This is a genomic window from Anoxybacillus sp. PDR2 (assembly GCF_009834045.1).
Lineage (GTDB): Bacteria > Bacillota > Bacilli > Bacillales > Anoxybacillaceae > Anoxybacteroides > Anoxybacteroides rupiense.
The window spans coordinates 858,076-884,961 of the sequence record NZ_CP047158.1; the positions used below are offsets into that span (position 1 = coordinate 858,076).

Consider the following 26,886-nt stretch of genomic DNA (forward strand, 5'->3'; position numbering starts at 1 on the left):
GTGTCTGCGATGAACGCTTGTTTGCATTTAGCAAATGGAAAGACATTTGCCGGAGTTCTTGAAGTGCCGGGAGAAAACGGGGAAATTCAAGGGGAAGTCGTCTTTTATACAGGAATGACCGGCTATCAGGAAGTGCTGACAGATCCTTCATATAAAAACCAAATCATTGTGTTCACGTATCCACTGATTGGCAATTATGGAATTAATGAAGCCGATTTCGAAAGTAAAAAACCGCATGTGCAGGCGGTGATTGTATATGAGGCAAGTCAGCAAGGATACCATTATGAAGCGAAATATAGTTTAAAAGAATACTTGCAGCAATGGAAGATTCCGCTATTAACCCATGTGGATACGCGGGCGCTGGTAAAAGAGATTCGCAATCAAGGAACGATGATGGGGTGGATTGCTCCAGGAGAATCGGAGATTGGCGCGCTCAAGGAAAATCGCTTTCCTGTTGCAAGTGTATCCACTGAGCAAATGTCCGTATATGGAAACGGCGATACGCATATTGTACTCGTCGATTTTGGCTATAAGAAATCGATAGTGCAATCTCTGGTAACACGAGGATGCCAAGTAACCGTCGTTCCTTATCATACGCCATTTTCCGCTATTGAAGCATTGCAGCCCGACGGGATCGTTTTATCCAATGGCCCCGGAGATCCGAAGCAACTGGCGGAATATTTGCCGAATATCCGAATGATGATTGACCATTATCCAACGCTTGCGATTTGTTTAGGACACCAGCTCGTCGCATTATCATACGGAGCCAACACAGAGAAGCTCCGCTTTGGACATCGCGGAGCCAACCAGCCCGTTTATGATTTGCAGAAGAAAAAGGTGTTCATGACTTCGCAAAACCATAGTTATGTGGTCAATAAAGAAAGTTTGGCCGCTACGCCGTTTGACATTCGCTTTATCAATGTGAACGACGATTCGGTAGAAGGAATGGTTCACCGATACAAACCGATTTTATCGGTTCAGTATCACCCGGAGGCACATCCCGGACCAAATGATACAGAACATATTTTTGCTGAATTTTTGCAAGCAGTGAACAAAGGAGAGAAAGTATATGCCTAAAGATCCATCACTTCAATCGATTTTAATCATCGGATCTGGACCGATTGTGATTGGTCAAGCGGCGGAGTTTGACTATTCTGGTACGCAAGCATGCATCGCTTTAAAGGAAGAAGGCTATCGCGTCATTCTAGTCAATAACAATCCGGCTACGATTATGACTGACGATGTTCATGCAGATGCTGTTTATTTTGAGCCATTGACAGTCGATAGCTTGGAGAGCATTATCGCGAAGGAACGGCCTGATGGCTTGTTGGCGACCTTTGGAGGACAGACGGGATTAAACTTAGCGTTTCAGCTCCATGAAGCAGGAGTTTTAACGAAATATGGCGTGAGATTGCTTGGAACACCGATTGAAGCGATCCAAAAAGGAGAGGATCGGGAAGCGTTCCGCCAGTTAATGTATGAGTTAAACGAGCCGGTGCCAGAAAGTGAAATTATTACGAATGTAGCGGATGCAGTTGCTTTTGCTGAAAAGATCGGCTTCCCGATCATTATCCGTCCAGCCTATACATTAGGGGGAAGCGGCGGAGGAATTGCGGAAACCATGGAGCAATTTGTATCCCTCGTTGAAAAGGGATTGGCGGAAAGTCCCATTACCCAATGTTTGGTGGAGCGCAGTGTGGCAGGATACAAAGAAATCGAATATGAAGTGATGCGCGACGATACCGATACTTGCATTACAGTTTGCAACATGGAAAACATCGATCCTGTCGGAGTTCATACGGGTGACTCCATTGTTGTGGCCCCATCCCAAACCTTAACGGATGAAGAATATCATATGCTGCGCTCATCGGCAGTAAAAATTATTTCAGCGCTCGGAATTATTGGCGGATGCAACATTCAATTCGCGCTCGATCCGTTTAGCAAAAATTATTATTTAATCGAGGTGAATCCGCGCGTCAGCCGTTCCTCCGCTTTGGCATCCAAAGCGACCGGATATCCGATTGCGCGCATTGCTGCCAAATTGGCTGTTGGCTATACATTAGCGGAATTGCTAAATCCTGTTACGAAAAATACATTTGCCAGCTTTGAACCAGCGCTTGATTATGTTGTTGTCAAATTTCCGCGTTTGCCATTTGACAAATTTCCAAGCGGCGACCGCCGCCTAGGAACGCAAATGAAAGCGACGGGGGAAGTGATGGCGATTGACCGCAATTTGGAGCGCGCCTTGCAAAAGGCTGTCCGTTCATTGGAGGGGGCTAATAACGGATTGTTTTTGCCGGAGATGTCCACCAAGACGAATGATGAATTAAAAGAGCTATTAATTCATCAAGATGATCGCCGATTTTTTGCAATTTTAGAATTGTTCAGACGAGGCGAAGAGATCGAAACGATCTATCAACTAACCAAAATCGACCGCTTTTTTTTAAATAGTTTTTATCAGCTTATTATGCTTGAGCAACAAGCGAAAGCCGCCCATTTTGCTCATATTGATGCCGCAATGCTTCGCTTATTGAAAGAAAAAGGATTTTCTGATGCTTTTTTAGCGAGTATTTGGAATGTAAAGGAAGCGGAAATTCGCCGCAAGCGGAAGCAGCTTGGCATTATTCCAGCTTATAAAATGGTAGATACGTGTGCAGCGGAATTCCACTCGGAAACGGATTACTATTACTCTACTTATTTTGGTGCGGATGAACGAAAAGCAAGCGATAAAGAAAAAGTTCTTATTATCGGAGCGGGGCCGATTCGAATCGGCCAAGGAATTGAGTTTGACTACAGCTCCGTTCATAGCGTCTATGCTCTTCAGAAAGAAGGATACGAAACCGTCTTGATTAACAATAATCCGGAAACCGTTAGCACCGATTTTGCAGTGGCGGATCGTCTTTATTTCGAACCGCTTGTGTTGGAAGATGTGCTTAATGTGATTGAGGCAGAACAAATTCAAAAAGTGGTTGTCCAATTCGGGGGACAGACAGCGATTAATCTAGTAAAAGAACTGGAAGAGGCAGGTGTGACCATTTTAGGCGCCTCATACGATGTCATTGACCAGCTGGAGGATCGTGATCGTTTTTATCAGCTTTTAGAGGAATTAGCGATTCCACACGTGCCTGGTGTAATAGCCGAAAATGAAAATGAGTTGGTGGAAAAAGCGGAAAAGATCGGTTATCCGGTGTTGCTTCGTCCGTCATATGTGATCGGCGGCAAAGGCATGTTTATTGTACAAAATGAACAGCAATTGTTGCAGCAAGCGGCCACTTTGACGTATCCCGTACTGATTGATGCGTATTTGGAAGGAAAAGAAGCCGAAGTCGATGTGGTAGCCGATGGAAAGAGCGTACTGATTCCAACCATTATTGAGCATGTTGAAAAAGCGGGCGTCCATTCAGGTGATAGCTATGCGTGGCTGCCAGCGCAAACGCTGTCAGAAGATGAAAAAGCCAAGATAAAAACATTTGCTGAAAAAATTGTGCAAAAGCTTCAATTCAAAGGTTTAATGAATATTCAATTTGTCATCGCAAATGGCGAGGTGTATGTGCTGGAAGTCAACCCTCGCGCGAGCCGAACGGTGCCGATTGTCAGCAAGACGACGGGAATTCCACTTGCGCAAATTGCGACAAAATTATTGCTTGGGAAATGCTTAGATGAGGTAAATGATTCTGTGACAAACAGCTTCAGCGATATGTCCTACATTGTTTTGAAATATCCCGTTTTTTCAATGCATAAGCTGCCTGGAGTCGATCCGCTTGTCGGGCCGGAAATGAAATCGACAGGCGAAGGAATTAGCATTGCTCATACAGCAGCGGAGGCAGCCGGCAAAGCGTTCCATTCTTATTTGACAAAAAAAGCAGATGCTTTCGAGGTTTATGTGGATGCAGAAATAGAGCAAATACAAGCGCTCGTAGAAGCAATGAAGAATAAGCGAATCAAGCTTGTGAGCCACATTCCATTTTCTGAATGGGTAAAGCGAAAAGAAGCATTAGCCTTTTTTAATTTCAAAAACGATCAACAAGCTGCGGAACAACGGATGCTTGCTTTGTCACGGCAGCTGCTGGCCTTTACGGAAGTGGAAACGTGCAAGCTGTTTTTGCAGGCGCTTGATTCTGACGATTTTTCCGTTCTTTCGATTCAGGAATGGCTTAAATTAAAAAAACAAACAGAGGAAGCGGTGATAGGATGAATGCGACAATCCATTCATTAAAAGGAAAGGATTTATTAACATTAATCGATTTTTCTTCTGAGGAGATCCATGATTTACTAACGTTAGCAAGTGAGTTGAAACAAAAGCAGCTGGCAGGTCAAGCCTATACACCATTAACAGGGAAAACATTGGCGATGATTTTCGAAAAGCCATCTACGCGGACGAGAGTATCCTTTGAAGTGGGGATGACACAGTTAGGCGGACATGCGCTTTATTTAAACAGCAATGATTTGCAAATTGGCCGCGGGGAAACCATTGCTGATACGGCAAGAGTATTATCGCAATATGTAGATGCGATTATGATTCGCACATTCGCCCATAGCAAAATCGAAGAGCTTGCACAGTACGCAACGGTACCCGTTATTAACGGATTGACAGATGACGATCATCCATGTCAAGCACTGGCTGATTTACTAACCATTTATGAAACGAAAAAACAGCTAAAGGGACTGAAGCTAGTATATGTCGGAGATGGCAATAATGTTGCCCATGGATTAATGATCGCCGCTGCCAAAGTAGGGATGGATTGTACGATTGCATGCCCGGTAGGCTATGAACCGAAAGAACAATATGTCGAGGCTGCAATCGAAGTAGCCAAACAAACAGGATCACAAATTGTCGTGACCCATTCTCCACAAGAAGCGGTGAAACATGCTGATGTCATTTATACGGATGTATGGACGAGCATGGGACAAGAACAGGAAAGCCAGCAGCGGCTGGCAGTGTTCCAGCCGTTTCAAGTCAACGAACAGCTAGTGAAGCAGGCTAAGCCAGATTATATGTTTTTGCATTGTTTGCCTGCTCATCGCGACGAAGAAGTGACAGCTGGCGTCATTGACAGCGACCATTCTTATGTATTTGAGCAAGCAGGAAATCGTCTCCATGTCCAAAAAGCCATTTTGCTATCGTTATTATCATGCTGAAAAACACCGGAGGTTACTCCGGTGTTTTTTTGCAAATCATTCCACGATTTGCATGAGTGAATGATAAAAAGAGGGGAGATGATAAGCGTGTACGCTGCTTGAAGGAGGGGATGAGCATGGGCCAAAGACGTCATTTTGGACCAGGGGACAAAGCGCCCAACAATGGTGTATATATTGAAATCGGAGAAACAGGAGATAACGTGAAAAATCCTAAAAAAGTGAAGCTCAAAGCGGGAGATACATTCCCAGAAACGTCCAATCATAATCGCCATTGGACTTATATGCGCAAACCATAACGATCGATGCAGCCGTTGATATGGTAGACAAAGCAGATTTTTTCTTTGTCTACCATTATTTTGAGGCGTTACTCATTTCAGTTGTTTCCACTTCAAAATGTCTTAAAAACGCTGGGCAGAGAAAGAAGAGAACCGAACGAAGACGTTACCGTGCAGACGAACGAGACGCTGTGACGCAGGATAATAGACTGAGCCATTCTCACCGTGGGAATGGCTTTTCCTGTGGGACAAGGGTATAATATATATAAAGGTCAAAAAAAGTCAAAAGACAGGTGAATGTCATGGATATGAACAAGCTAACAGAAAAGATGCAGGAGGCGCTGATCTCTGCTCAATCCATCGCCAAAACGTATCATCATCAAATGATGGATATCGATCATCTTTTGCTGGCGTTGTTGGAGCAGGAAGAAGGGCTGGCCAAACGCATGCTCTCTCTTCTACATATCAATATTAACAAAATGGCTGTAGATCTCCGTTCATTTTTAAAAAGAAAACCTGAAGTGATGGGGGCGGAAGAAATTGTCTACATGGCGCCTCGTTTGGAACGGTTGCTCACCAACGCTGAACAGGAAGCAAAACAGATGAAGGATGAGTATACCTCTGTAGAACATTTGCTTTTGGCGTTAACCAATGAAAAAAATGAGATCGGGCAGCTGCTGCAAAAGTACGAATTAAATCGTTCGAGACTTTTACACGTATTAAAAGAAATAAGGGGGAATCAGCGCGTGACAAGTGCAAATCCAGAAGCTACATATGAGGTATTAAAAAAATATGGCCGCGATTTAGTGGAAGAGGCGCGCGCCGGAAAAATTGACCCTGTCATCGGCCGCGACAGTGAAATTCGCCGTGTGATCCGCATTTTATCGCGTAAAACCAAAAATAATCCAGTGCTTATTGGCGAACCGGGAGTGGGAAAAACAGCGATTGTCGAAGGGCTTGCTCAACGGATTGTTCGGAAGGACGTACCGGAAGGCTTAAAAGATAAAATCATTTTTGCTTTAGATATGAGCTCTTTAATCGCAGGAGCGAAATTTCGCGGGGAATTTGAAGAGCGCTTAAAAGCTGTATTAAATGAAATAAAAAAAAGCGAAGGAAAGATCATTTTATTTATTGACGAGTTGCATACGATTGTCGGTGCTGGAAAAGCCGAGGGGGCTATTGATGCAGGAAACATGTTAAAGCCGATGCTCGCTCGCGGGGAATTGCGCTGCATTGGCGCTACCACTTTGGATGAATATCGACAATATATCGAAAAGGACCCGGCTTTAGAGCGACGGTTTCAGCAGGTGCTTGTGGAAGAGCCGAGCGTGGAAGATACGATTTCTATCTTGCGTGGTTTAAAGGAACGGTTTGAGATTCATCACGGCGTGAATATTCATGACCGCGCGCTCGTTACCGCTGCGGTATTATCAGATCGCTATATTTCTGAACGTTTTCTTCCTGATAAAGCCATTGATCTTGTTGATGAAGCGTGCGCCATGATTCGCACAGAAATTGATTCAATGCCATCAGAATTAGATGAGGTGATGCGTCGTGTGATGCAGCTTGAGATTGAAGAAGCAGCGTTGCGCAAGGAAGAGGATGAAGCGAGCCGGGAACGTCTGGAAGCTCTCAAACAGGAGCTGGCCAATTTAAAAGAAAAAGCCAATAGCATGAAAGCGAAATGGCAACAGGAAAAAGAAGCGATTCAGCAAATACGCGGTGTTCGTGAGGAACTGGAAAGAGCAAAACGAGAGCTAGAAGAGGCTGAAAATGCTTATGATTTAAATAAAGCAGCTGAGCTGCGCCATGGACGCATTCCGGAACTGGAAAAGCAATTAAAGCAACTTGAACAAGATGCGAGCCGAACAGAAAAAGAAGGGCGGCTTTTGCGGGAAGAGGTGACGGAAGAAGAAATTGCCGAAATTGTTTCAAGATGGACCGGCATCCCGTTAACGAAGCTAGTAGAGGGGGAACGGGAAAAGCTGTTGCGCTTGCAGGAGCTATTGCATCAACGCGTCATCGGTCAAGACGAAGCGGTAGAGTTGGTGGCAGATGCCGTGTTGCGGGCGCGCGCCGGTATTAAAGATCCGCGCCGACCGATTGGATCCTTTCTATTTCTAGGGCCGACAGGGGTAGGGAAAACGGAGCTGGCCAAAGCGTTGGCGCAAGCGCTTTTTGATAGCGAAGAACAGATGGTTCGGATTGATATGTCGGAGTACATGGAAAAGCACGCGGTATCGCGGCTGATTGGCGCGCCTCCCGGATATGTCGGTTATGAAGAAGGCGGACAGCTGACAGAAGCGGTGCGTCGCAAGCCGTATTCGGTTATTTTGCTTGATGAAGTGGAAAAAGCGCATCCGGAAGTGTTTAATATTTTATTACAAGCGCTTGACGACGGCCGCATTACGGACTCACAAGGAAGAACGGTGGACTTTAAAAATACCGTCATTATTTTAACATCGAATATCGGTTCACACACACTACTGGAAGCAGGGCAAGAAAATGGCGAAATTGGCGAAGAAGCTCGCAGTCAAGTGATGCAGCAATTGCGAATGCACTTCCGGCCGGAATTTTTAAATCGCATTGATGATATCGTTCTATTTAAGCCGCTGACGATAAAAGAGTTAAAGGGAATTGTGGACAAGTTTGCGGGAGAACTGGGCACACGCCTTGCGAATCGCCATATTTCTGTAACGCTGTCGGAGCGTGCGAAAGAGTATATCGCGCAAGCAGGTTTTGATCCTGTCTATGGAGCGCGTCCATTAAAGAGATTTATGCAGAAGCGGATTGAAACGCCTCTGGCCAAAGAAATCGTGGCGGGACGGGTGAAGGATCACAGCCGGATTGTCGTGGACTATGAGAACGAGCAAATCGTGATCAAGACGAATGCTGAAAGCGAAATGTAACTATTTTTGACCGCAGAGTAATATGAATGAAAGTTGTATACCATAATTTGGAATTAACGTCGTCCGTTGAAAGTAAGCGTTCGGTCACATTAAAGCGTGCCGGCGAAATCGGATATCACCTGCTCAATGGTGGGCAAATGCTCGCGCATCAAGTTGTAATGGCAGAGAGTATTGACAAAAGGAGGCTGTCTTTTTAGACAGCCTCCTTTTGTGCAGCGCACTAAGAGCTAGGTTCTGCTTTTTAATGATGGTCATGATGGCCAACAGGATCATTAGGAAGCAAGCTGCCAATGATGATGACAAAAATCGTCATAGCCACTCCTAAAAAAGCGCCTGTTGAAAATTGATAAGAACTTCCTTGCATGGAACTAATGACATATGTAGCCATTTGTGCTAGCAAGAATGTCCAAAAGAGCGTCCAAAAAAATCTCATGATTTTCACCTCAACATTTCTTGCTTTCTTTATCTATCTTATCACAAATCGCTTTCATGGAAAATGTTCTTCTTTTTAGGCTGATACCCTTTCCATCTTTGAAGTGTTCACATATATTTCTAATGTACAGCTATGCTTTGTAGAAGGCAACAAACAGTGGTTTCATTGAGGTATAAGTGATCAGGAGAGGATGATGATTCGCTTTTCTGCGCATAACGATTATTGTTCGAAGGGCGGCAGAAAAGCAATAAAGGTAATCAATTTCTAAATGATATTGATTCATCGACAACACACCTGGGAAAGTAAAGGTGAAATAATATGACGATTCAGCAGCGTTTTTTCCAATTAGATGATCAATGGTGCATCATCCATGTACCGGAGCGCCCAAATGGGTTTGGCGTTCTTCTTCTTGGAGATGTCAATCATTATGTAACAGAAAATGCAAGCTTCTGGACCGAGCACGAAGGAAGACGGCAACTGCTAGATGATCTGCTTCAATATGGATACACCATTTTTTCTTCCCATTTGTACGGGCGGCATTGGGGAAGTGATCAGGCGCTTCGGTTGGCGAAACAACTGATCTACTATGTATTAAAAAGTGAAATTCTTAATCATCGTATTTATCTTTTAGCCGAAGGAATGGGGGCGCTTGCCGCCTTGCGACTGATGGAGGAAATATCTCCACAAATTCGGGCGGTGGCGATGTTTAGTCCATGTCTAAATTTGCGAGCACAACTGGAATACGAAAAGGAAAACAAATTTTTCTACAAACGTCTAGTAAACGATATCGCCGATGCCTATAGAGTAGACAAGACTAAAGTATATGATGTGATTCCTTGTTCTTCTTTGACTTTTTCCCATGTGCCGACGAAAATATGGCAGCTATCCGGAGTAACGCCTTATCCTTCTTCCCTTCACTGCCGTAAGTATGCAGAAATAGCAAAAGAAAAAAAGCTGCCTGTGGAAGTTTTGTATCATTTACCGGAAAAACGATATCGGTTTGCCAGAGCCATTCACCAATTCTATGAAAAGTATAATCGATTATGATGAGCTCCTCTATCGCTCTTAGGAACGATAGAGGAGTTTTTGCAGCAGAAGGATCCACGCAACGAGTTAGATAAGGAGGCTGGTGAAGCATGCTTTACAGAAGCTTTTCTAAAAATGCGCTCTACTTTCCCACTATTCATGCTATTTGAAGATGAAAACATGATTTCTGCACAAACGGTAATAATCCATTCTTTTACTAAAAATATGGCTTGCCGACTACGGCAGAAAAGCGAGGAATCAAACAATGTCAATTGGTTTTATTGGATCATCAACACACCTGTGGTTTCTGGAATAGCAACGGCCGGAGAGGTCTGGTGACTTACCTTTGCCATGTATTCGTGTGGAAAAAATAGGAACCGCATAATCGGTTCGTTTCGATCTACGTTATTTATTTTTTTAATAAATCCGTAAAAGAAGTAAACGTTTTCATGAATGGTTTGAGTTGATGGAACGAGGAGACAAGTGTATCAATGTCTTGCATAAGCTGTAGAAAATCAACCCCCTGCTGGGAAGAGGATGTTTCTGCTACGTTTGTTTGTTTTTCTTGACGAAATGGAAAGTCTCCAAACATTAGACGAGAAAAACGGTCATTTAGCTGATGGGTCGGTTGTTTTTCTTCTTCCACATGAGATCCCCCTTTCTCCTTATAAGCAATTTATGTTCAGAAAAGTAGAAATGATTAGACAGATGACATGGACCAAACATTTATATTGCGTGATTATGAAAACTTCGATAAAATTAGTACCAAGTAATAGTAATTGGTTATATAACAATAAAGGAGATGTTCTGCATGAATGCAGGTATTATCGGAATCGGCCGGTATTTGCCGGAAAAGGTAGTCACCAACCTCGATTTGGAAAAAATGATGGATACGTCTGATGAATGGATTCGGACTCGAACGGGAATTGAAGAGAGAAGAATTGCCGCTGATGATATTGACACGTCAGATATGGCTTATTTTGCTGCTGTGAAGGCTCTTGAGAACGCCCGGATCTCAGCTGCGGAACTTGATTTAATTTTAGTGGCTACAGTAACGCCGGATCGTCCATTTCCGTCAGTTGCTTGCATGCTGCAAGAAAGATTGGGGGCGACAAAAGCAGCAGCCCTAGATATTAGTGCAGCCTGCGCTGGCTTCATGTATGGAATGGTTACAGCAAAGCAATTTATTGAAAGCGGAACATATCGATATATATTAGTGATAGGAGCGGAAAAATTATCGAAAATCGTAAATTGGGAGGACCGCAATACGGCTGTTTTATTTGGTGATGGGGCAGGTGCTGTCGTGATGGGACCCGTTTCCGAAGGCCGCGGCATTGTATCCTTTGAATTAGGAGCTGACGGAACAGGAGGAAAACACCTATATCAAGACGAATATGTTATTATGAATGGTCGAGAGGTGTTCAAATTTGCGGTTCGTCAAATGGGGGAATCATGCATTCACGTACTCGAAAAAGCAGGATTGTCTAAACAGGATGTGGATTTTTTAGTTCCGCATCAAGCCAATATTCGTATTGTTGAAGCAGCTAGACAGCGCTTGGAGCTGCCGGAGGATAAAATGTCAGCAACCGTCAGAAAATATGGCAATACGTCCGCTGCTTCTATTCCAATTTCGATTGTCGAAGAACTAGAGGCTGGAAAAATCAAAGACGATGATCTAATTATCATGGTTGGTTTTGGGGGCGGCTTAACATGGGGAGCGATCGCCTTAAGATGGGGACGCTAAAATAACGATGAAAGCTCTTTGACTACAAACGGAAAGAGAGGCAAAAAGGATGGAAAAGAGAAGAGTCGTTGTCACAGGTCTGGGAGCAGTGACTCCGCTTGGAAATGATGTGGAAACAACATGGAAACGTATAATAGCAGGCGAAAATGGCGTGGGTCCGCTGACTCGTGTCAATCCAGATGATTATCCGGCAAAAGTTGCGGCAGAGGTAAAGGATTTTAATCCGGAACTTTATATGGATAAACGGGAAGCGCGTAAAATGGACCGCTTTACTCAATATGCGGTAGCATCTGCACTTATGGCTGTAAAAGATGCCAATTTAACAATCAATGAAGAAAATGCCGAGCGAGTGGGCGTATGGATTGGCTCAGGAATCGGCGGAATGGAAACATTCGAGCAGCAGTTTGAAATTTTTCAACAGCGCGGTTATCGCCGTGTAAGCCCATTTTTTGTACCGATGATGATTCCTGATATGGCGGCAGGGCAAGTATCGATTATATTAGGAGCAAAAGGAATCAACTCTTGTACAGTTACAGCATGCGCAACAGGCGCGAATTCGATTGGCGATGCGTTTAAAGTCATTCAACGCGGTGATGCGGATGTGATGGTGACAGGAGGAACCGAAGCGCCGATTACGAAAATGGCATTAGCCGGATTTTGCGCGAATACGGCTTTATCAACAAATCCTGATCCGGACAAAGCAAGCCGGCCATTCGATAAAAACCGTGATGGGTTTGTGATCGGAGAGGGCGCTGCTATTCTCGTGCTCGAAGAATTAGAACATGCACGCAAGCGGGGCGCTCGTATTTATGCGGAAATCGTTGGCTATGGATCAACGGGAGATGCTTATCACATTACAGCTCCTGCACCAGGCGGGGAAGGCGGTGTGCGGGCGATGCGCCAAGCGCTCGCTGATGCCGGAATGAAGCCAGAAGAAATCGGTTATATTAACGCTCATGGAACAAGCACCGAATATAACGATAAATATGAAACAATGGCGATAAAAGAGGTCTTTGGCGATCATGCTTATAAATTGGCAATCAGCTCAACCAAGTCGATGACCGGCCATTTATTGGGTGCCGCAGGCGCGGTTGAAGCGATGTTCTCCATCTTGACAATGATCGATGGAGTGATTCCGCCAACGATTCATTATGAAACACCGGATCCAGAGTGCGATCTTGATTATGTGCCAAATGTGGCGAGAAAGCAGGAAGTAAACGCTGTTTTAAGCAACTCTCTTGGCTTTGGCGGACATAATGCCACTCTTATTTTCAGAAAATATACGGAATAATCAACAAGGCGATCTCATAAAAAGCGGGATCGCCTTTTTTTCACCCCTTTTTCTGCTCCATCATACGATAGGAAATAAGGAAGAGAAAGGGGGAAGCGAGAAATGCCGGTTATTCATACCGACGAATGGCTCGCTACGGAACAGCCGCTGCAGCTATGCGAACGGCTAACCGATTATTTTCGAGGGGGCAACGCTCGGCATATTTATGTTCATCTTATTCATCACGGAATGCATTCGTTATCGGAGGAAGCGAAAAAGATAACAGAAACCATGAAGCGAAAGCAGCTATGGGAGCGAACGGAAAGGATCTATCATCGATTACAAAAGCGCTGGAACGGCCCGGATGTACCTGTTTTTATTTTTCCGGCAAATGAACATAACAGAAAGATGGCTCGAGATTTTAATAGTAAAGGCGGTCTTGCCTACGCTGATAAATTGTTTTTATTTTTGTTGCCGCAGCATTCATGGAAAGAAATAGAGGCCGTATTGACTCATGAATACAATCACGTTTGCCGCCTAGCAAAGCAACCGAAAAAGGAATATCCGCTGCTTGACGCCGTGATTTTAGAGGGCTTGGCAGAACAAGCAGTCGGGCAAGACGTGGGAAAAGAATATCAAGCCAAATGGACATCATACTATTCAGACGATGAATTGCGCCATTTTTGGAAGCAATATCTTGACCGCTATCAAATGATTTTTCCGTCACATCGATTATACGACCGCCTTTTATATGGACGCGGTCTGTATCCTGAGATGCTTGGATATGCGGTAGGCTACGGAATCGTATGCGCTGCCTTGCAAAAAGAGCACGACTTTTTTAAGCTGATGGAAATGCCTGCAGAGCGCATTCTGCAGCTCGCGCAATTTTAGCAATCGTCTTAAGGTCATAGTCATGAACAATGCCGCTTGCACATATATGTAGAAATAAGATGGACAAGGCGACGGAGGAAAGCGATGCGCGTATTCATTTATTTGCTCGGCTTTGGTTTTTCAGTTATAGGCGGGGTTACATCCATTGCTTATTTAAATCTCATCACACCGGAGCGAGGGTGGATCAATTACTTTCAATTTATTAGCACGAGAATGGAGTGCTATTTACTTCCAATCGGCATGATTGTCATGTGGTTCAGTCTATACTTTCCGGATCAAGAATAATGGATAAAAAAGGCTGCTGTGGAATAAAATAATCCCCCTCTGCCTATAATGATGGACAAATAGCTTTTGAAGTGAGGGGTATCTTATGTTATATCTTCATGATATTTGGGTGAATTGGTTTGAAGGCGAGGAAAATGGGTATAACGTCTGTCACTTTCATGAATGGAGAAAGGATGACCAAGTCGAATTGCTCGATCAAGTTCCGCTTTTAAAGGTATCTTCCCGTTTGTTTAATTATGTAGAAAATAGTTTGTCGGAGATACCTAAGCCACTTTTAGAAGATGTTTATCAAAAAGCATATGTGCGGAAAAACCATGAACGTCTTCAGCTTGATTATTGTTTCGTTGTAACGGATGGAAAAGGAATATTAGCGATTGACACGATCGGTTCGAGCATTCCAATTCGCAAAAGTCGGCTGATTCCAAGACAAGAGCAGCTTGTCTATGAAATGGTCGCGGACCAGCAAGAAGAAGCCTATCCGCTTCCTTCATATGAAAAAGAATATCATATTTTATCGCCTGCTCCGGAGCTGATGAACGGACTGACACGGAAGGAGCGCCAACTCAAACAGCTTTTGTTTATGGCGATGGATCAGCTTTATTCAACGAAAAATGTAGCAGAAATTCGCTATTGGTACACGGAATGGGCGCCGCATAAATATCCTTTAATTCAGCAAATGTCATTTGAAGAAGCATGGCAGCAGCTATATGAGGAAACAAAATACGATTGGTCGGAAAAGCACGTTCAACTATGCGAAAAAATGATTAAAGGACAGCCATTTTTTGAAAAGCTGTGGGAAATGGAGCAAGAGCCGCGGGTTAACTAAAGAGGTTGAATAAAAAGCAAGCCGATGTTGCGGCTTGCTTTTTTTGCTTTGTTGTTATCCTCGATTTCGTCCTAATCCCATCGCATGTTCCATTTTTTTGAGCATTTCGTTTGCTACTTGGTTCGCTTTCTCTGCCCCTTTATCAAGGATGTCATCAAGAGAGCTGCTTTCCATTAAATGATAATATTTCTCTTGAACCGGAGCGAGGGCATCCATAATCACTTGAGCTAAATCGCTTTTAAATTCTCCATAGCCTTTTCCGGCATATTGCTGTTCTAATTGTTCGATCGTTTTATTTGCTAAAATGGAATAAATATTCAATAAGTTAGTAACACCAGGCTTCGTTTCCTTGTCGTAGCGGATCGTTCCTTCAGAATCGGTTACAGCGCTCTTAATTTTCTTTTCAATGGCTTTGGCATCATCTAACAGCGTAATATATGATTTTTGATTTGGATCCGATTTACTCATTTTTTTCAATGGATCGGCCAATGACATAATTCGCGCTCCGACTTTTGGGATGCGCGCTTCAGGGATGGTGAAAATTTCCCCGTATCGTTTATTGAAGCGCTCCGCTAAGTCGCGAGTTAATTCAATGTGCTGCTTTTGATCTTCGCCAACAGGAACGATGTCTGTTTTATAAAGAAGAATATCAGCCGCCATTAACGGCGGGTATGTTAATAGACCCGCGCTCACTGCCTCTTTTCCCGCCGATTTATCTTTAAATTGCGTCATCCGTTCAAGCTCTCCAATATAGGAAAGACACTGTAAAATCCATCCGGCCTGCGCGTGAGCAGGAACTTCCGATTGCACAAATAAAGTGGCTGTGTTCGGATCAATGCCGACCGCTAAATAGAAGGCCGCCAAGCTGCGGATATTTTGACGCAGCTGTTTTGGATCTTGCGGCACGGTAATCGCGTGCTGATCGACGATACAAAAATAGCATTGATATTCGTGTTGTAGCTCAACGAACTGCCGCATGGCACCAATATAGTTTCCAAGGGTGAGAACTCCGCTTGGCTGGATGCCAGAAAAAATGGTTTTCATGAGATAGACCACTCCTTTTCCATTATTTGCCCATAAATAAAGGCCCTATCTCCCCTTAGCGAAAATTAGGGACGATAGGACCGCGTTGCCACCCTAGTTATTGCACAGAAACGTGCAATCACTCTGATCCATGCTGTATCATGCATGGCGCCTCTATAACGCAAGGCAAACGTCTGAGCCTACTCTCCAGTTCAGCCCAGATGCTCGAAAGCCCATTCCATATTGCTAGCCGCTTGTTCCCACCAACCACAAGCTCTCTGAAGGCATCACAACATGTACTCTTCTTTCTCATCGCATGCTGTTTTTTTCTTTATTCTAATGCATGAAGAACATTTGTGCAAGAAATAACCGTCGATTTTCCTATTTCTGTATTATTATATCAAGCTTATTGAAAAAATTATTTTCAAAAAATTCTCTTTCCTAAATTAAAGTGATAAATTGCTAGTATAATGAAAGGATAAATTTAAAAAAAATGAAAATGTAAACGCTTTAATTTGTTGTTTTTTCAGTTTTTTTTTGTGATTTTGTAATTTTTTTTATTTACATTTATCGAAAAAAACTATAAAATGCTAATTAGCTGAAAATAAAGTTAAAAAAACAATTTTAACAAATGGAAAATTCAGAAAAAACAAAAATATAGAATGATTTCTTTTTTAAGTATATTAATATTTTCGATCTGTAGTAGAGCAGATAAAATTTTTCCATCCAGAGTGATGGATCTAGGCTCTTGTACATACCGGCTCAAGATGCAACTGGGGTACCAAAAGTTCTGCGCTTTTACGTAGGACTTTTGACTATAAAAATTTTTTACTAGGGGGGAAATTCATTGAAGAAAAGACTATCTCTTTTGTTCAGCTTAATGCTAGTGCTTAGTCTCTTCCTTGCTGCTTGTGGTGGATTCAGCAAAAAAGATGACGCCAGCGATGATAAAGCAGGAGGCAAAAAATCAGATGTTCCGCAAGAGCTGCGTGTGAACATTAAGACTGAGCCGTTTTCTCTACATCCTGGTTTGGCGAATGACTCTGTTTCTGGTAACGTGTTGCGCCAAACATTCGAAGGGTTGACAACCATTAAAGACGGCAAACCTGAATTAGCTGCTGCAGAAAGCTACGAGGTTTCCGATGATTTAACGACTTACACATTCAAGCTGCGCGACGCAAAATGGACAAACGGTGACCCAGTGACAGCGCAAGACTTCGAATATGCTTGGAAATGGGCGCTTGATCCAAAGAATGAATCACAATACGCTTATCAGCTTTACTATATTAAAAATGGCCAAGCCTATAATGAAGGAAAGGCGAAGGCTGAGGACGTTGGCGTAAAAGCACTTGACGAGAAAACATTGCAAGTGACTCTTGAAGCTCCAACCCCTTACTTTTTAGAATTAACAGCGTTCTATACGTATTATCCAGTGAACAGCAAAGTGGCTCAGCAAAAACCAGACTGGTATAAAAATGCAGGGCCTGATTACACTTCAAACGGTCCGTTCAAAATGGTCACTTGGGAGCATAACAGCAAAATCGTTCTTGAAAAGAATGAATCCTATTGGGATGCGAAAAACGTCAAGCTTGAGAAAATCGACATGGCGATGGTCAATGACACCAATACGGAGCTTTCCATGTTTAACAACGGAGAGCTAGATTGGGCAGGAATGCCTACTGGCCAATTGCCGACAGACTCTTTGCCGCAGTTAAAGAAAGAAGGTAAATTGCACGTTCAGCCAATCGCAGGTACGTATTGGTACAAATTTAATACGGAAAAACCACCATTCAACAATGTGAATATCCGCAAGGCATTCACATATGCGATCGACCGCAAAGCGATTGTAGAAAACGTGACAAAAGGCGAGCAAATTCCAGCGATGGCTGCTGTGCCGCCAACGATGTTCCCTGAAAATGAAAAGGGATATTTCAAAGATAACGATGTCGAAAAAGCAAAAGAGTATTTACAAAAAGGTCTTCAAGAGCTTGGCTTAAAGGATGTAAAAGATTTGCCGCCAATCACTCTGTCCTATAATACGGACGACGCTCACGCTAAAATTGCTCAGGCCATTCAAGACATGTGGAAGAAAAATCTAGGCATTAATGTGAAGCTGGAAAATGCAGAATGGAACGTATACATTGACAAATTGCATTCTGGTGATTATCAAATTGGCCGCATGGGTTGGTTAGGAGACTTTAACGATCCAATCAACTTCTTGGAGCTATATCGTGATAAAGAGGGCGGCAACAACGATACAAATTGGGAAAATCCGAAGTTCAAACAATTGCTAATCGATTCACAAAAAGAGGCTGATCCAGAAAAACGTAAGCAAATGCTCAAAGATGCAGAACAAATTTTAATGGATGAGCTTCCAATCGCGCCAATCTACTTCTACACAAATACTTGGGTGCAAAAAGACAACCTAAAAGGCGTGGAAGTATCAGGCCTTGGCGATGTTCAATTCAAATGGGCATATTTTGAATAAGGTGTGAATGAGTGAAGGTATATGGGAACTGTCCCGTATACCTTCATTTCACGATGAAGCCAAATTACAAAAAAATGGAGGTGTTTGAATATGTTGCGGTATATAGGCAGACGTTTGCTCTATATGTTGCTATCACTCTTTTTAATTATTACAGCGACGTTCTTTTTAATGAGAGCTGCGCCAGGTGGACCTTTCTCTGGGGAGAAAAAGCTGCCTCCTGAAATTGAAAAAAACTTAAATGAATACTATGGGCTGGATCGCCCTTGGTACAGTCAATATTTTGACTATTTAGTTTCTGTTGCGAAATGGGATTTCGGTCCGTCCTTTAAATATAAAGGACAAACAGTGAACGATCTCATTAGCGACGGCTTTCCGGTTTCTTTTTTTCTTGGAATGGAAGCTTTGCTGATAGCAGTAAGTATCGGGATTTTGTTAGGGATTATTGCTGCGCTGAATCATAATAAATGGCAGGATTACGGAGCGATGGTTTTTGCCGTTCTCGGAATATCGGTTCCGAGCTTTATTATGGCCTCTGTTTTGCAATACTTTTTAGCGATTAAGCTGCATTTGTTCCCGGTGGCCCGATGGGAGTCATTGCAGCACACGGTTTTGCCGGCGCTTGCGCTTGCGGCGACACCGATGGCGTTCATTGCTCGCCTGACTCGTTCCAGCATGCTGGAGGTATTAAGCAATGATTATATTCGCACAGCGAAGGCAAAAGGGCTTTCAAGAGGACAAATTACGGTAAAACACGCCATTCGCAACGCTTTATTGCCTGTTGTCACCTATTTGGGACCATTGTCCGCAGGGATTTTAACGGGAAGCTTTGTCATTGAAAAAATCTTTGGTATTCCTGGATTGGGAAGCCATTTTGTATTGAGCATTTCGAATCGTGATTATACCGTGATTATGGGAGTTACAGTGTTTTACAGCATTTTACTGCTGGCATCTGTCCTGCTTGTGGATATTGCGTACGGCTTCATTGATCCTCGAATTAAGCTAGCCGGTGGAAAGAAAGGAGAGTAATCATGCAACAAATTCCAAAAGAGATGTTTCAGCCAGCGGCAGCAGAGCTGGGCGAAGCGGAAAAAATATCGAGACCGAGCCTTTCTTATTGGAAGGATGTTGCGATTCGCTTTCGCAAAAATAAATTAGCGATGTTTGGCCTAGTTTTGCTTGTACTCTTAGTCTTTATGGCGATTTTTGGACCACACATGACGAAATACGACTATGCGACAAACGACTTAATGAATACAAACCAGCCTCCATCTTCTAAGCACTGGTTTGGCACAGATGATTTAGGTCGGGATGTATTCGCGCGTACATGGTATGGTGCTAGAATTTCTTTGTTCATTGGTTTAGCTGCAGCGCTTATTGACTTATTGATCGGGGTGCTGTGGGGCGGTATTTCCGGGCTTCGCGGTGGCAGAACGGACGAAGTGATGATGCGGATTGCCGATATTTTATGGGCCGTTCCTTATTTGTTGCTCGTGATTATCTTAATGGTTGTTTTAGGCCAAGGACTAGGTACCATGATTTTAGCGATGACGATTACCGGATGGATCAATATGGCGCGCATCGTTCGCGGGCAAGTGCTTCAGCTGAAAAGCCAAGAATATGTACTTGCATCGCAAACGCTAGGTGCAAGCACATCGCGGATTATGTTTAAGCATTTAATTCCAAACGCGATGGGCCCGATTCTTGTCACATTAACCTTATCGATTCCATCTGCGATTTTTACAGAAGCATTTTTAAGTTATTTAGGTCTTGGCGTGCCGCAGCCTTTAGCGAGTTGGGGGACGATGGCTTCTGATGGAGTACAAGCCATGCAATACTATCCATGGCGGTTATTTTTCCCAGCTACTTTTATTTGCTTAACGATTTTTGCATTTAACGTAGTAGGGGACGGTTTGCGCGATGCGCTAGATCCGAGATTGCGTAAGTAAGGGGTGAAGACATGGAGAAGCTGTTAGAAGTAAAAAACTTAGAGGTTTCGTTTCAAACATATGGCGGAGAAGTTCAGGCTGTGCGCGGTGTTAGCTTTCACTTAAACAGAGGGGAAACGCTGGCGATTGTAGGGGAATCAGGATCCGGAAAAAGCGTGACTTCCCAAACCATTATGCGCCTTATTCCAACACCGCCGGGCAGAATCAAAAATGGACAAATTCTTTTTGATGGAGAGGATCTTGTTAAGAAAACAGACAAGGAAATGGAAGCGATTCGCGGAAAAGATATCGGGATGATCTTTCAAGATCCAATGACATCGTTGAATCCAACCATGAAGGTCGGACATCAGATCATGGAAGTGTTAACGAAACATTTGAAAATGGACAAATCGGCTGCAAAGGAGCGGGCGATTGAATTGTTGCGTCTTGTTGGGATTCCGATGCCGGAAAAACGCGTGACCCAATATCCGCACGAATTTTCCGGGGGAATGAGACAGCGGGCGATGATTGCTGTAGCCTTGGCCTCCAATCCGAAGCTATTGATTGCCGATGAACCAACGACAGCGTTGGATGTAACGATTCAGGCGCAAATTTTAGAGCTGATGAAAGAGCTGCAGAAGAAAACCAATACATCGATTATCTTTATTACTCATGATTTAGGGGTCGTTGCTAATGTAGCGGATCGTGTGGCCGTCATGTACGCAGGAAAAATCGTAGAAATGGGAACGGTGGATGAAGTCTTCTATGACCCGAAGCATCCTTATACATGGGGATTATTGGCGTCGATGCCGAGCTTAGATAGCGATGATAAATCGGAATTAGCGGCCATCCCAGGAACGCCGCCAGATTTGACAAACCCGCCAAAAGGCGATGCATTTGCGCCGCGCAATCCATATGCGATGAAAATCGACTTTGAGTTGGAGCCGCCGCTGTTTCAGATTTCGGATACGCACTATGCAGCGACATGGCTGCTTCATCCGGACGCGCCAAAAGTAGAGCCGCCTGAAGCGGTGAAAAAACGTTTGCGCAAGCTCTCCTCCAATTACCCTCAACCTGTTATTGTAAAGGAGAGTGAGTAAAATGGCAGAAAAGCAAAAACTGATCGAAATCAAAAATCTTAAGCAGCATTTTAACGTCGGGCATGGACAAGTAATCAAAGCAGTAGACGGTATAACGTTCGATATTTATAAAGGAGAAACGCTTGGTCTTGTGGGGGAATCTGGATGCGGGAAATCGACGACAGGAAGGACGATTATTGGCTTATATCAAGCAACGAGCGGCGAGGTGCTGCTGAATGGCGTGAGCGTTCACGGCAAAAAATCGCCTAAAGAATTAAAAATGTTAAAGCGAAAAATGCAAATGATTTTCCAAGATCCATACGCGTCGCTGAATCCGCGCATGACCGTTGCGGACATCATTGCTGAGGGCATCGATATTCACGGTCTTGCAAAAACAAAAGAGGAACGAATGAAACGGGTATACGAGCTCCTCGAGACGGTTGGCTTAAATCGAGAGCATGCGAATCGATATCCGCATGAATTTTCCGGCGGTCAGCGGCAACGGATCGGAATTGCCCGCGCTTTAGCGGTTGAACCGGAATTTATTATTGCCGATGAACCGATTTCTGCCTTAGATGTTTCGATCCAAGCGCAGGTTGTGAACTTAATGAAGAGACTACAGCGCGAAAAAGGACTGACTTACTTATTTATTGCCCATGATTTGTCGATGGTGAAATATATTAGCGATCGCATCGGTGTCATGTATTTTGGAAAAATGGTTGAATTGGCAGAGGCGGAAGAGCTGTATCGCAACCCGATTCATCCTTATACAAAAGCATTATTATCCGCGATTCCGCTGCCGGATCCGGAAACAGAACGAGTGCGCAGGAGAGCGATTTATGATCCATCACAGCACCAATATAAAGATGGAGAAAGTCTCGAATTTCGTGAAATTACGCCGGGCCATTTTGTATTATGCTCGGAGGAAGAATACAAAAAATATAAAGCCACGCATAGTTGATCTCTCGTTTCGAGAGATCTTTTTTTATAAATGGAATGGATATGAATGATTATAAAACATTTTGATTCATTTGACTATTCTAAAAATAAAAAAACATAGACTGTTGGCGACCCTTCATACTGTATCACTGGCTCCGTCCATGAATGTCTTGATTCGGTTGCATTTCTTGTCTTCCGAACGTTTTCAAGCCATTCTGATGTAAGAAACGTCACCATGAATGGAGGGATGCTTAAAATGATGGTAGACAAAGTCCATGTTGACTTTGTCTACCATCTTCTTGAGCATTATCCCGAGATTTTTTTGCCGCCAACGCGATTCCAGCCTTCTTGTGTTTTGGCTGTTTTTTGAATGTGCTCCAATCGTCTGGAGCCGCCAAATACATATTCGCCAACCCCGTTGGCAAAAACCCCCATTAGCGCCGTCATTCCAATGATGAGGACGCCAACAATCACGAAATCAATAAAATATTGGGTCATATGCCCTTCCTCCCCTTACCTGCTTATAGAATGGCCAACAATGGAAATAAGCAAGATGCCGAAACAGGGATGTTCGTTCAAGTAAACGCTTCGACCGCTTCACTTTATCATCGAATCAGCCGATAAAAAGCGAAGACGGTCGCGTGGTTTCGTTTTTGAGGTCATGGATGGCCGTTGTTATTTTCCTTTCTTTATATTGTAGAGGATTTTAGAGAATATGGGAAGCGGGCTGAAGAAAATGGGGGGACTTTGAAAAACTATACCGTTCTTAGGAATTTTATTGTATAATATACAGTATGAAATCCATTTTCATCTAAATATGAGCAGAAAACAAGCTGACTGGCTCATATGTAAGCAGGACTATTTATCCTGTTAAAGGAGAGTGAGTAACAATTATGGTTACATTGTATACATCACCTAGCTGCACCTCTTGCCGCAAAGCAAAAGCGTGGCTAGAGCAACATGATATTCCGTATGTTGAACGAAATATTTTTTCTGAACCGCTGTCAATCGATGAAATTAAAGAAATTCTTCGCATGACAGAAACGGGGACAGATGAAATTATCTCTACTAGATCAAAAATTTTCCAAAAATTAAATATAAATCTCGAGTCATTGCCGCTCCAAGATTTATATGAGATTATCCAAAAATATCCGGGAATTTTAAGAAGACCGATTATCATTGATGAAAAACGCCTTCAAGTTGGGTATAACGAGGATGAAATTCGCCGCTTCTTGCCGCGCAAGGTGCGAGCTTATCAGTTGCGTGAAGCTCAACGGCTCGTTAATCAGTAAAAAACTTCTACATGGTTGCTCCATGTAGAAGTTTTTTATCATCTTGTTCTTATGTCCAAGAGCGGTCATTTTTCCGATTGATCAGCCAGCCGGCACAGATGATGAACATAGCGGCGACAAATGGGAAAAAAGGGCGAAGAGAAACAACTTCGTCAATATGTTGGATTCGTTGCTCTCCTAAGATCATTTTCCCAGCTGTATACGCTAAAATGGCTGCTCCAATGTAAATTAAAAAAGGATATCGCTCCATTGAATAAAGTATAATTTTGCTGCCTAAAATGATAATCGGAACAGAAAAAAGAAATCCAAAGACGACAAGAGAAGCACGGCCATCCGCTGCACCGGCGATGGCAATAACATTATCTAATCCCATCACCACATCTGCTGCAACGATGGTTTGTACTGCTTTCCAGAGCGAGGTTGCTGATTCAACGTGCGTAGGTGTTTCGTTTTTTTGAATTAACAGTTTGAGAGAAATCCAAAGCAGCATGCATCCGCCTACAAACTGCAAAAACGGAATCTTTAGCAATATGACGACCGCCGCTGTTAAAACGATGCGAACGGCAATGGCTAACGTGGTTCCAAGCACAATGGCTGTATTTCGTTTCTGCTCCGGTAACTTTCTGCTCGCTAAAGCAATGACAACTGCGTTATCTCCGCCAAGAATGACATCAATACCGATGATGAGAAGAATCGAAGTTATATATTCGCTTATCATTTATGTTCCTCATCTCCTTTTCTTTCATCATCATTATAGTAGGACATGTTTCATTTCATCACTATTTTTTGAAAAATGGGGTTTTTTTATTTCCCTTCTGAAGGTTTTTATCATAAAATAGAAGTACAAGGCATCGCCTTTCGGGGGTAAAAAAGTCCCTTCAAACTCAGTCTTGGAGAAGGGAGAGTTGACAAATGGAAATGGAACGCATTAATGAGCATACGGTGAAGTTTTATATCTCTTATGTTGATATAGAAGAACGCGGCTTTGACCGCGAAGAAATTTGGTATAACCGCGAACGAAGCGAAGAATTGTTTTGGGAAATGATGGATGAAGTCCATAACGAAGGAGATTTTTCGCTTGAAGGGCCGCTTTGGATCCAAGTGCAAGCGCTTGATAAAGGATTAGAGGTGCTAGTGACAAAAGCGCAGCTGTCCAAGGATGGAAGCAAATTAGAGCTTCCACTTCCTGAAGAAAAATTGCTTCCGATGGACGAAAAAATGGAGGAGCTTCTTGACCACCATTTTCATGTGCAGCAGGATAGCGATGGGCTGACAGAAGACGAGGAAGAAGAAGTGCTTCATTTTACGATCTCTTTTAAAGATATCGAAGACTTGATTGCGCTTGCTCATCGCGCTGATTTTACAAATGTGAAAAACAGCCTGTTTCAATTCGAAGGCCGCTACTACTTATTTGTTGAATTTGATGAAAACTATACAGAACACGAAATCGACAATTGGTTAAGCATCTTATTAGAATACGGGATCGATTCTCAACTAACCATTTATCGATTAGAGGAATACGGAAAAGAAATTATTCATAGCAATGCATTGGCTACGCTGGCTAAACATTTTCCGTTAAAGTAAAAGCCGATTTCAGCTGTTGAAATCGGCTTTTTCTTCGAGAACAACAAACGGATAGGGTGAAATTCATTGCGAAATACGTTGCAAGTGTTCATTTTTTTACTTCTGCTAAGCGTACTTTTATTTTTTACAAAAGACTATTGGGAAGGCTGGCTTCTTGGATCGCTCAGTATTTTGACGACCTGTTCCGTTATTTTTATCGCCTTTGTCATTTCCTTGGAAAATCGGCGGCCAGCTCAGACGCTAACGTGGCTGGTCGTGCTTGGAAGTTTTCCGCTCATCGGCTTTTTCTTTTATATCCTATTCGGTCAAAGCTATCGAAAACAGCGGTTATTTAAAAAGAAGGCGATGCTGGATGAACAAATGTTTCTAAAATTTGAGGGGCAGCGCGATTTTAACATCGAGCAGATGAAGCATATCGAAGAGCACCAACTGCCGCTTCTCCGGCTTGCCCACCGTCTTGGCAAAAGCCCTGTTTCTTTGGCGACGGAAACGAAAATATTAACGAATGGAGAAGCAACGTTTTCCACTATTTTTGCAGAGCTTGAGAAAGCGAATCATCATATTCATTTAGAATATTATATTGTTCGCCATGATGACGTTGGACAAAGGTTGAAGAACATCTTGATTGAAAAAGCACAAAAAGGGATACATGTCCGTTTTCTATATGACGCTGTTGGAAGCTGGAAGTTATCGAAAGCGTACATTCAAGAGCTTCGTGATGCTGGAGTGGAAATGGTTCCGTTTTCCCCTGTCCGTCTTCCTTTTTTAAATAATAAAATTAACTTCCGCAATCACCGTAAAATTATCGTCATTGATGGAACAGTGGGATTTGTTGGCGGGTTAAATATTGGAGATGAGTATTTAGGCAAAAACGAATACTTTGGCTTTTGGCGCGATACGCATTTATGGATTCGCGGAGAAGCCGTAAGAACACTCCAGCTTATTTTTTTGCAGGATTGGTACTATATGACCGGGGAAACCTTATTAACATTAAATTATTTATCGCCGACCCTCATTCCGAACAGCGAGAAAGGCGGCATCCAGCTTATTTCCGGCGGACCCGATCAAGAATGGGAGGTTATCAAGCATTTATTTTTCGCCATGATCGTATCGGCGAAAAAATCGATTTGGATTGCGTCTCCTTACTTTATACCAGACGAGGATATTTTCGAAGCGTTAAAAGTGGCGGCATTAAGCGGCATTGATGTTCGCATTTTGGCGCCCAAACGGCCTGATAAAAAAATTGTGTTTTATGCTTCACGTTCCTATTTTCCAGAATTATTGGAGGCTGGAGTGAAAATTCACGAATATCGCAAAGGCTTTTTACATAGCAAAATTATTATTGTCGATGGAGAGCTTGCCTCGATTGGGACAGCCAATATGGATATGCGCAGCTTTCATCTGAATTTTGAAGTGAATGCTTTCTTATATCATACAGAAAGCACAAAAACGCTTGTAGCTGATTTTTTAAACGATTTGAATGATTCCGATCCCATTGATTATGAAACATTTAAAAAGAGGCGCTTGGCCACCCGTGTGGTCGAATCGATTTGCCGCTTGCTTTCTCCGCTTCTTTAGCGATTTCTATCCAAAAGGTTTATGGAACAGCCTGAGCGTGATGGCTCAGGTTTTTTGTTATATCACAATGGATCTCTTGTCCTTTTTTCAAGAAGTAAGGAGCATCTAGTTTTAAGCACCAGCGGCTCGAGTTACAGCTATCCGCACAGGATCAAGCGCGTTTGGTTCACGATCTTCTTG

Annotated in this window: 25 protein-coding genes and 1 other annotated feature; of the genes, 20 read left to right on the forward strand and 5 right to left on the reverse strand. The window is 43.2% G+C overall.

Features of this window, described 5'->3' with window-relative positions; all coding sequences use genetic code 11:
- Positions 1-9: 9 nt before the first annotated feature.
- The 5 genes from GRQ40_RS04160 to clpB all read left to right on the forward strand — a co-directional run bounded on the left by GRQ40_RS04160 (position 10) and on the right by clpB (position 8,323).
- Positions 10-1,077, forward strand: a complete 1,068-nt coding sequence (locus tag GRQ40_RS04160; RefSeq protein WP_159719425.1) for a carbamoyl phosphate synthase small subunit — start codon at positions 10-12, stop codon at positions 1,075-1,077.
- A complete protein-coding gene (locus tag GRQ40_RS04165; RefSeq protein WP_159719426.1) occupies positions 1,070-4,195 on the forward strand; it encodes a carbamoyl-phosphate synthase (glutamine-hydrolyzing) large subunit in 3,126 nt (1,041 codons plus the stop codon). The genes GRQ40_RS04160 and GRQ40_RS04165 overlap by 8 nt, the downstream gene beginning before the upstream one ends.
- Positions 4,192-5,139, forward strand: coding sequence for an ornithine carbamoyltransferase (argF, locus tag GRQ40_RS04170; RefSeq protein WP_066148274.1), 948 nt, complete (start codon positions 4,192-4,194; stop codon positions 5,137-5,139). The genes GRQ40_RS04165 and argF overlap by 4 nt, the downstream gene beginning before the upstream one ends.
- A 116-nt stretch (positions 5,140-5,255) precedes the next feature.
- Complete coding sequence (locus tag GRQ40_RS04175; RefSeq protein WP_044745720.1) at positions 5,256-5,435, forward strand: YjzC family protein; 180 nt, start codon at positions 5,256-5,258, stop codon at positions 5,433-5,435.
- A 281-nt stretch (positions 5,436-5,716) separates the two neighbouring features.
- A complete protein-coding gene (gene clpB / locus GRQ40_RS04180) occupies positions 5,717-8,323 on the forward strand; it encodes an ATP-dependent chaperone ClpB (protein ID WP_159719427.1) in 2,607 nt (868 codons plus the stop codon).
- Between the two features lie 241 nt (positions 8,324-8,564).
- Here the strand turns inward: clpB and GRQ40_RS04185 are convergent, their stop codons facing one another.
- A complete protein-coding gene (locus tag GRQ40_RS04185; protein ID WP_044745722.1) occupies positions 8,565-8,756 on the reverse strand; it encodes a YjzD family protein in 192 nt (63 codons plus the stop codon).
- Positions 8,757-9,074: 318 nt separating this feature from the next.
- On the opposite strand from GRQ40_RS04185, the gene GRQ40_RS04190 reads away from it, so the two are divergent.
- Positions 9,075-9,803: an alpha/beta fold hydrolase gene (locus GRQ40_RS04190; protein WP_044745723.1), complete on the forward strand. Its 729-nt coding sequence runs from the start codon at positions 9,075-9,077 to the stop codon at positions 9,801-9,803.
- 39 nt (positions 9,804-9,842) lie between these two features.
- Entirely contained in the window at positions 9,843-10,121 is a 279-nt protein-coding gene (locus GRQ40_RS04195; RefSeq protein ID WP_159719428.1) for a hypothetical protein, read from the forward strand.
- Positions 10,122-10,191: 70 nt separating this feature from the next.
- Here the strand turns inward: GRQ40_RS04195 and GRQ40_RS04200 are convergent, their stop codons facing one another.
- The gene (locus GRQ40_RS04200; RefSeq protein WP_080860616.1) at positions 10,192-10,428 is read right to left on the reverse strand and encodes a hypothetical protein; all 237 of its coding nucleotides are present in this window, start codon (positions 10,426-10,428) and stop codon (positions 10,192-10,194) included.
- Between the two features lie 165 nt (positions 10,429-10,593).
- On the opposite strand from GRQ40_RS04200, the gene GRQ40_RS04205 reads away from it, so the two are divergent.
- From GRQ40_RS04205 to GRQ40_RS04225, 5 genes are all read left to right on the forward strand, one after another.
- Complete coding sequence (locus tag GRQ40_RS04205; protein WP_159719429.1) at positions 10,594-11,526, forward strand: beta-ketoacyl-ACP synthase III; 933 nt, start codon at positions 10,594-10,596, stop codon at positions 11,524-11,526.
- A 49-nt stretch (positions 11,527-11,575) separates the two neighbouring features.
- Positions 11,576-12,817, forward strand: coding sequence for a beta-ketoacyl-ACP synthase II (fabF, locus tag GRQ40_RS04210; RefSeq protein ID WP_159719430.1), 1,242 nt, complete (start codon positions 11,576-11,578; stop codon positions 12,815-12,817).
- A gap of 102 nt (positions 12,818-12,919) precedes the next feature.
- Positions 12,920-13,687: a DUF2268 domain-containing putative Zn-dependent protease gene (locus GRQ40_RS04215; RefSeq protein WP_066148281.1), complete on the forward strand. Its 768-nt coding sequence runs from the start codon at positions 12,920-12,922 to the stop codon at positions 13,685-13,687.
- An 84-nt stretch (positions 13,688-13,771) separates the two neighbouring features.
- Positions 13,772-13,972: a YuzI family membrane protein gene (locus GRQ40_RS04220; RefSeq protein ID WP_066148283.1), complete on the forward strand. Its 201-nt coding sequence runs from the start codon at positions 13,772-13,774 to the stop codon at positions 13,970-13,972.
- Between the two features lie 85 nt (positions 13,973-14,057).
- Complete coding sequence (locus tag GRQ40_RS04225) at positions 14,058-14,798, forward strand: YjbA family protein (protein ID WP_066148285.1); 741 nt, start codon at positions 14,058-14,060, stop codon at positions 14,796-14,798.
- Between the two features lie 54 nt (positions 14,799-14,852).
- Here the strand turns inward: GRQ40_RS04225 and trpS are convergent, their stop codons facing one another.
- Positions 14,853-15,842, reverse strand: coding sequence for a tryptophan--tRNA ligase (gene trpS / locus GRQ40_RS04230; protein ID WP_066148289.1), 990 nt, complete (start codon positions 15,840-15,842; stop codon positions 14,853-14,855).
- 64 nt (positions 15,843-15,906) lie between these two features.
- Positions 15,907-16,143: a binding site (T-box leader), on the reverse strand.
- Positions 16,144-16,668: 525 nt separating this feature from the next.
- Between trpS and GRQ40_RS04235 the strand changes: the two genes are divergently transcribed.
- The 5 genes from GRQ40_RS04235 (at position 16,669) to GRQ40_RS04255 (ending at position 22,274) form a co-directional block, all read left to right on the forward strand.
- Complete coding sequence (locus GRQ40_RS04235; protein WP_044745732.1) at positions 16,669-18,309, forward strand: peptide ABC transporter substrate-binding protein; 1,641 nt, start codon at positions 16,669-16,671, stop codon at positions 18,307-18,309.
- Between the two features lie 90 nt (positions 18,310-18,399).
- A complete protein-coding gene (locus GRQ40_RS04240; RefSeq protein WP_044745733.1) occupies positions 18,400-19,335 on the forward strand; it encodes an ABC transporter permease in 936 nt (311 codons plus the stop codon).
- Between the two features lie 2 nt (positions 19,336-19,337).
- Positions 19,338-20,255: an ABC transporter permease gene (locus GRQ40_RS04245; protein WP_044745734.1), complete on the forward strand. Its 918-nt coding sequence runs from the start codon at positions 19,338-19,340 to the stop codon at positions 20,253-20,255.
- A gap of 11 nt (positions 20,256-20,266) precedes the next feature.
- Entirely contained in the window at positions 20,267-21,334 is a 1,068-nt protein-coding gene (locus tag GRQ40_RS04250) for an ABC transporter ATP-binding protein (RefSeq protein WP_044745735.1), read from the forward strand.
- 1 nt (position 21,335) lies between these two features.
- Complete coding sequence (locus tag GRQ40_RS04255; RefSeq protein WP_159719431.1) at positions 21,336-22,274, forward strand: ABC transporter ATP-binding protein; 939 nt, start codon at positions 21,336-21,338, stop codon at positions 22,272-22,274.
- 284 nt (positions 22,275-22,558) lie between these two features.
- Here the strand turns inward: GRQ40_RS04255 and GRQ40_RS04260 are convergent, their stop codons facing one another.
- Complete coding sequence (locus tag GRQ40_RS04260) at positions 22,559-22,750, reverse strand: hypothetical protein (protein ID WP_044745737.1); 192 nt, start codon at positions 22,748-22,750, stop codon at positions 22,559-22,561.
- 395 nt (positions 22,751-23,145) lie between these two features.
- Between GRQ40_RS04260 and spxA the strand changes: the two genes are divergently transcribed.
- A complete protein-coding gene (gene spxA / locus GRQ40_RS04265; protein WP_044745738.1) occupies positions 23,146-23,544 on the forward strand; it encodes a transcriptional regulator SpxA in 399 nt (132 codons plus the stop codon).
- Between the two features lie 49 nt (positions 23,545-23,593).
- Here the strand turns inward: spxA and GRQ40_RS04270 are convergent, their stop codons facing one another.
- Positions 23,594-24,262 (reverse strand): TerC family protein, encoded by a 669-nt coding sequence (locus tag GRQ40_RS04270; RefSeq protein WP_159719432.1) that lies wholly within the window; start codon positions 24,260-24,262, stop codon positions 23,594-23,596.
- A 194-nt stretch (positions 24,263-24,456) separates the two neighbouring features.
- Here GRQ40_RS04270 and mecA point away from each other — a divergent pair, with 194 nt between their 5' ends.
- On the forward strand, positions 24,457-25,128 hold the full coding sequence (gene mecA, locus GRQ40_RS04275) for an adaptor protein MecA (RefSeq protein ID WP_159719433.1): 672 nt from the start codon (positions 24,457-24,459) through the stop codon (positions 25,126-25,128).
- A 66-nt stretch (positions 25,129-25,194) separates the two neighbouring features.
- On the forward strand, positions 25,195-26,706 hold the full coding sequence (gene cls, locus GRQ40_RS04280; RefSeq protein WP_159719434.1) for a cardiolipin synthase: 1,512 nt from the start codon (positions 25,195-25,197) through the stop codon (positions 26,704-26,706).
- Positions 26,707-26,886: the final 180 nt, after the last annotated feature.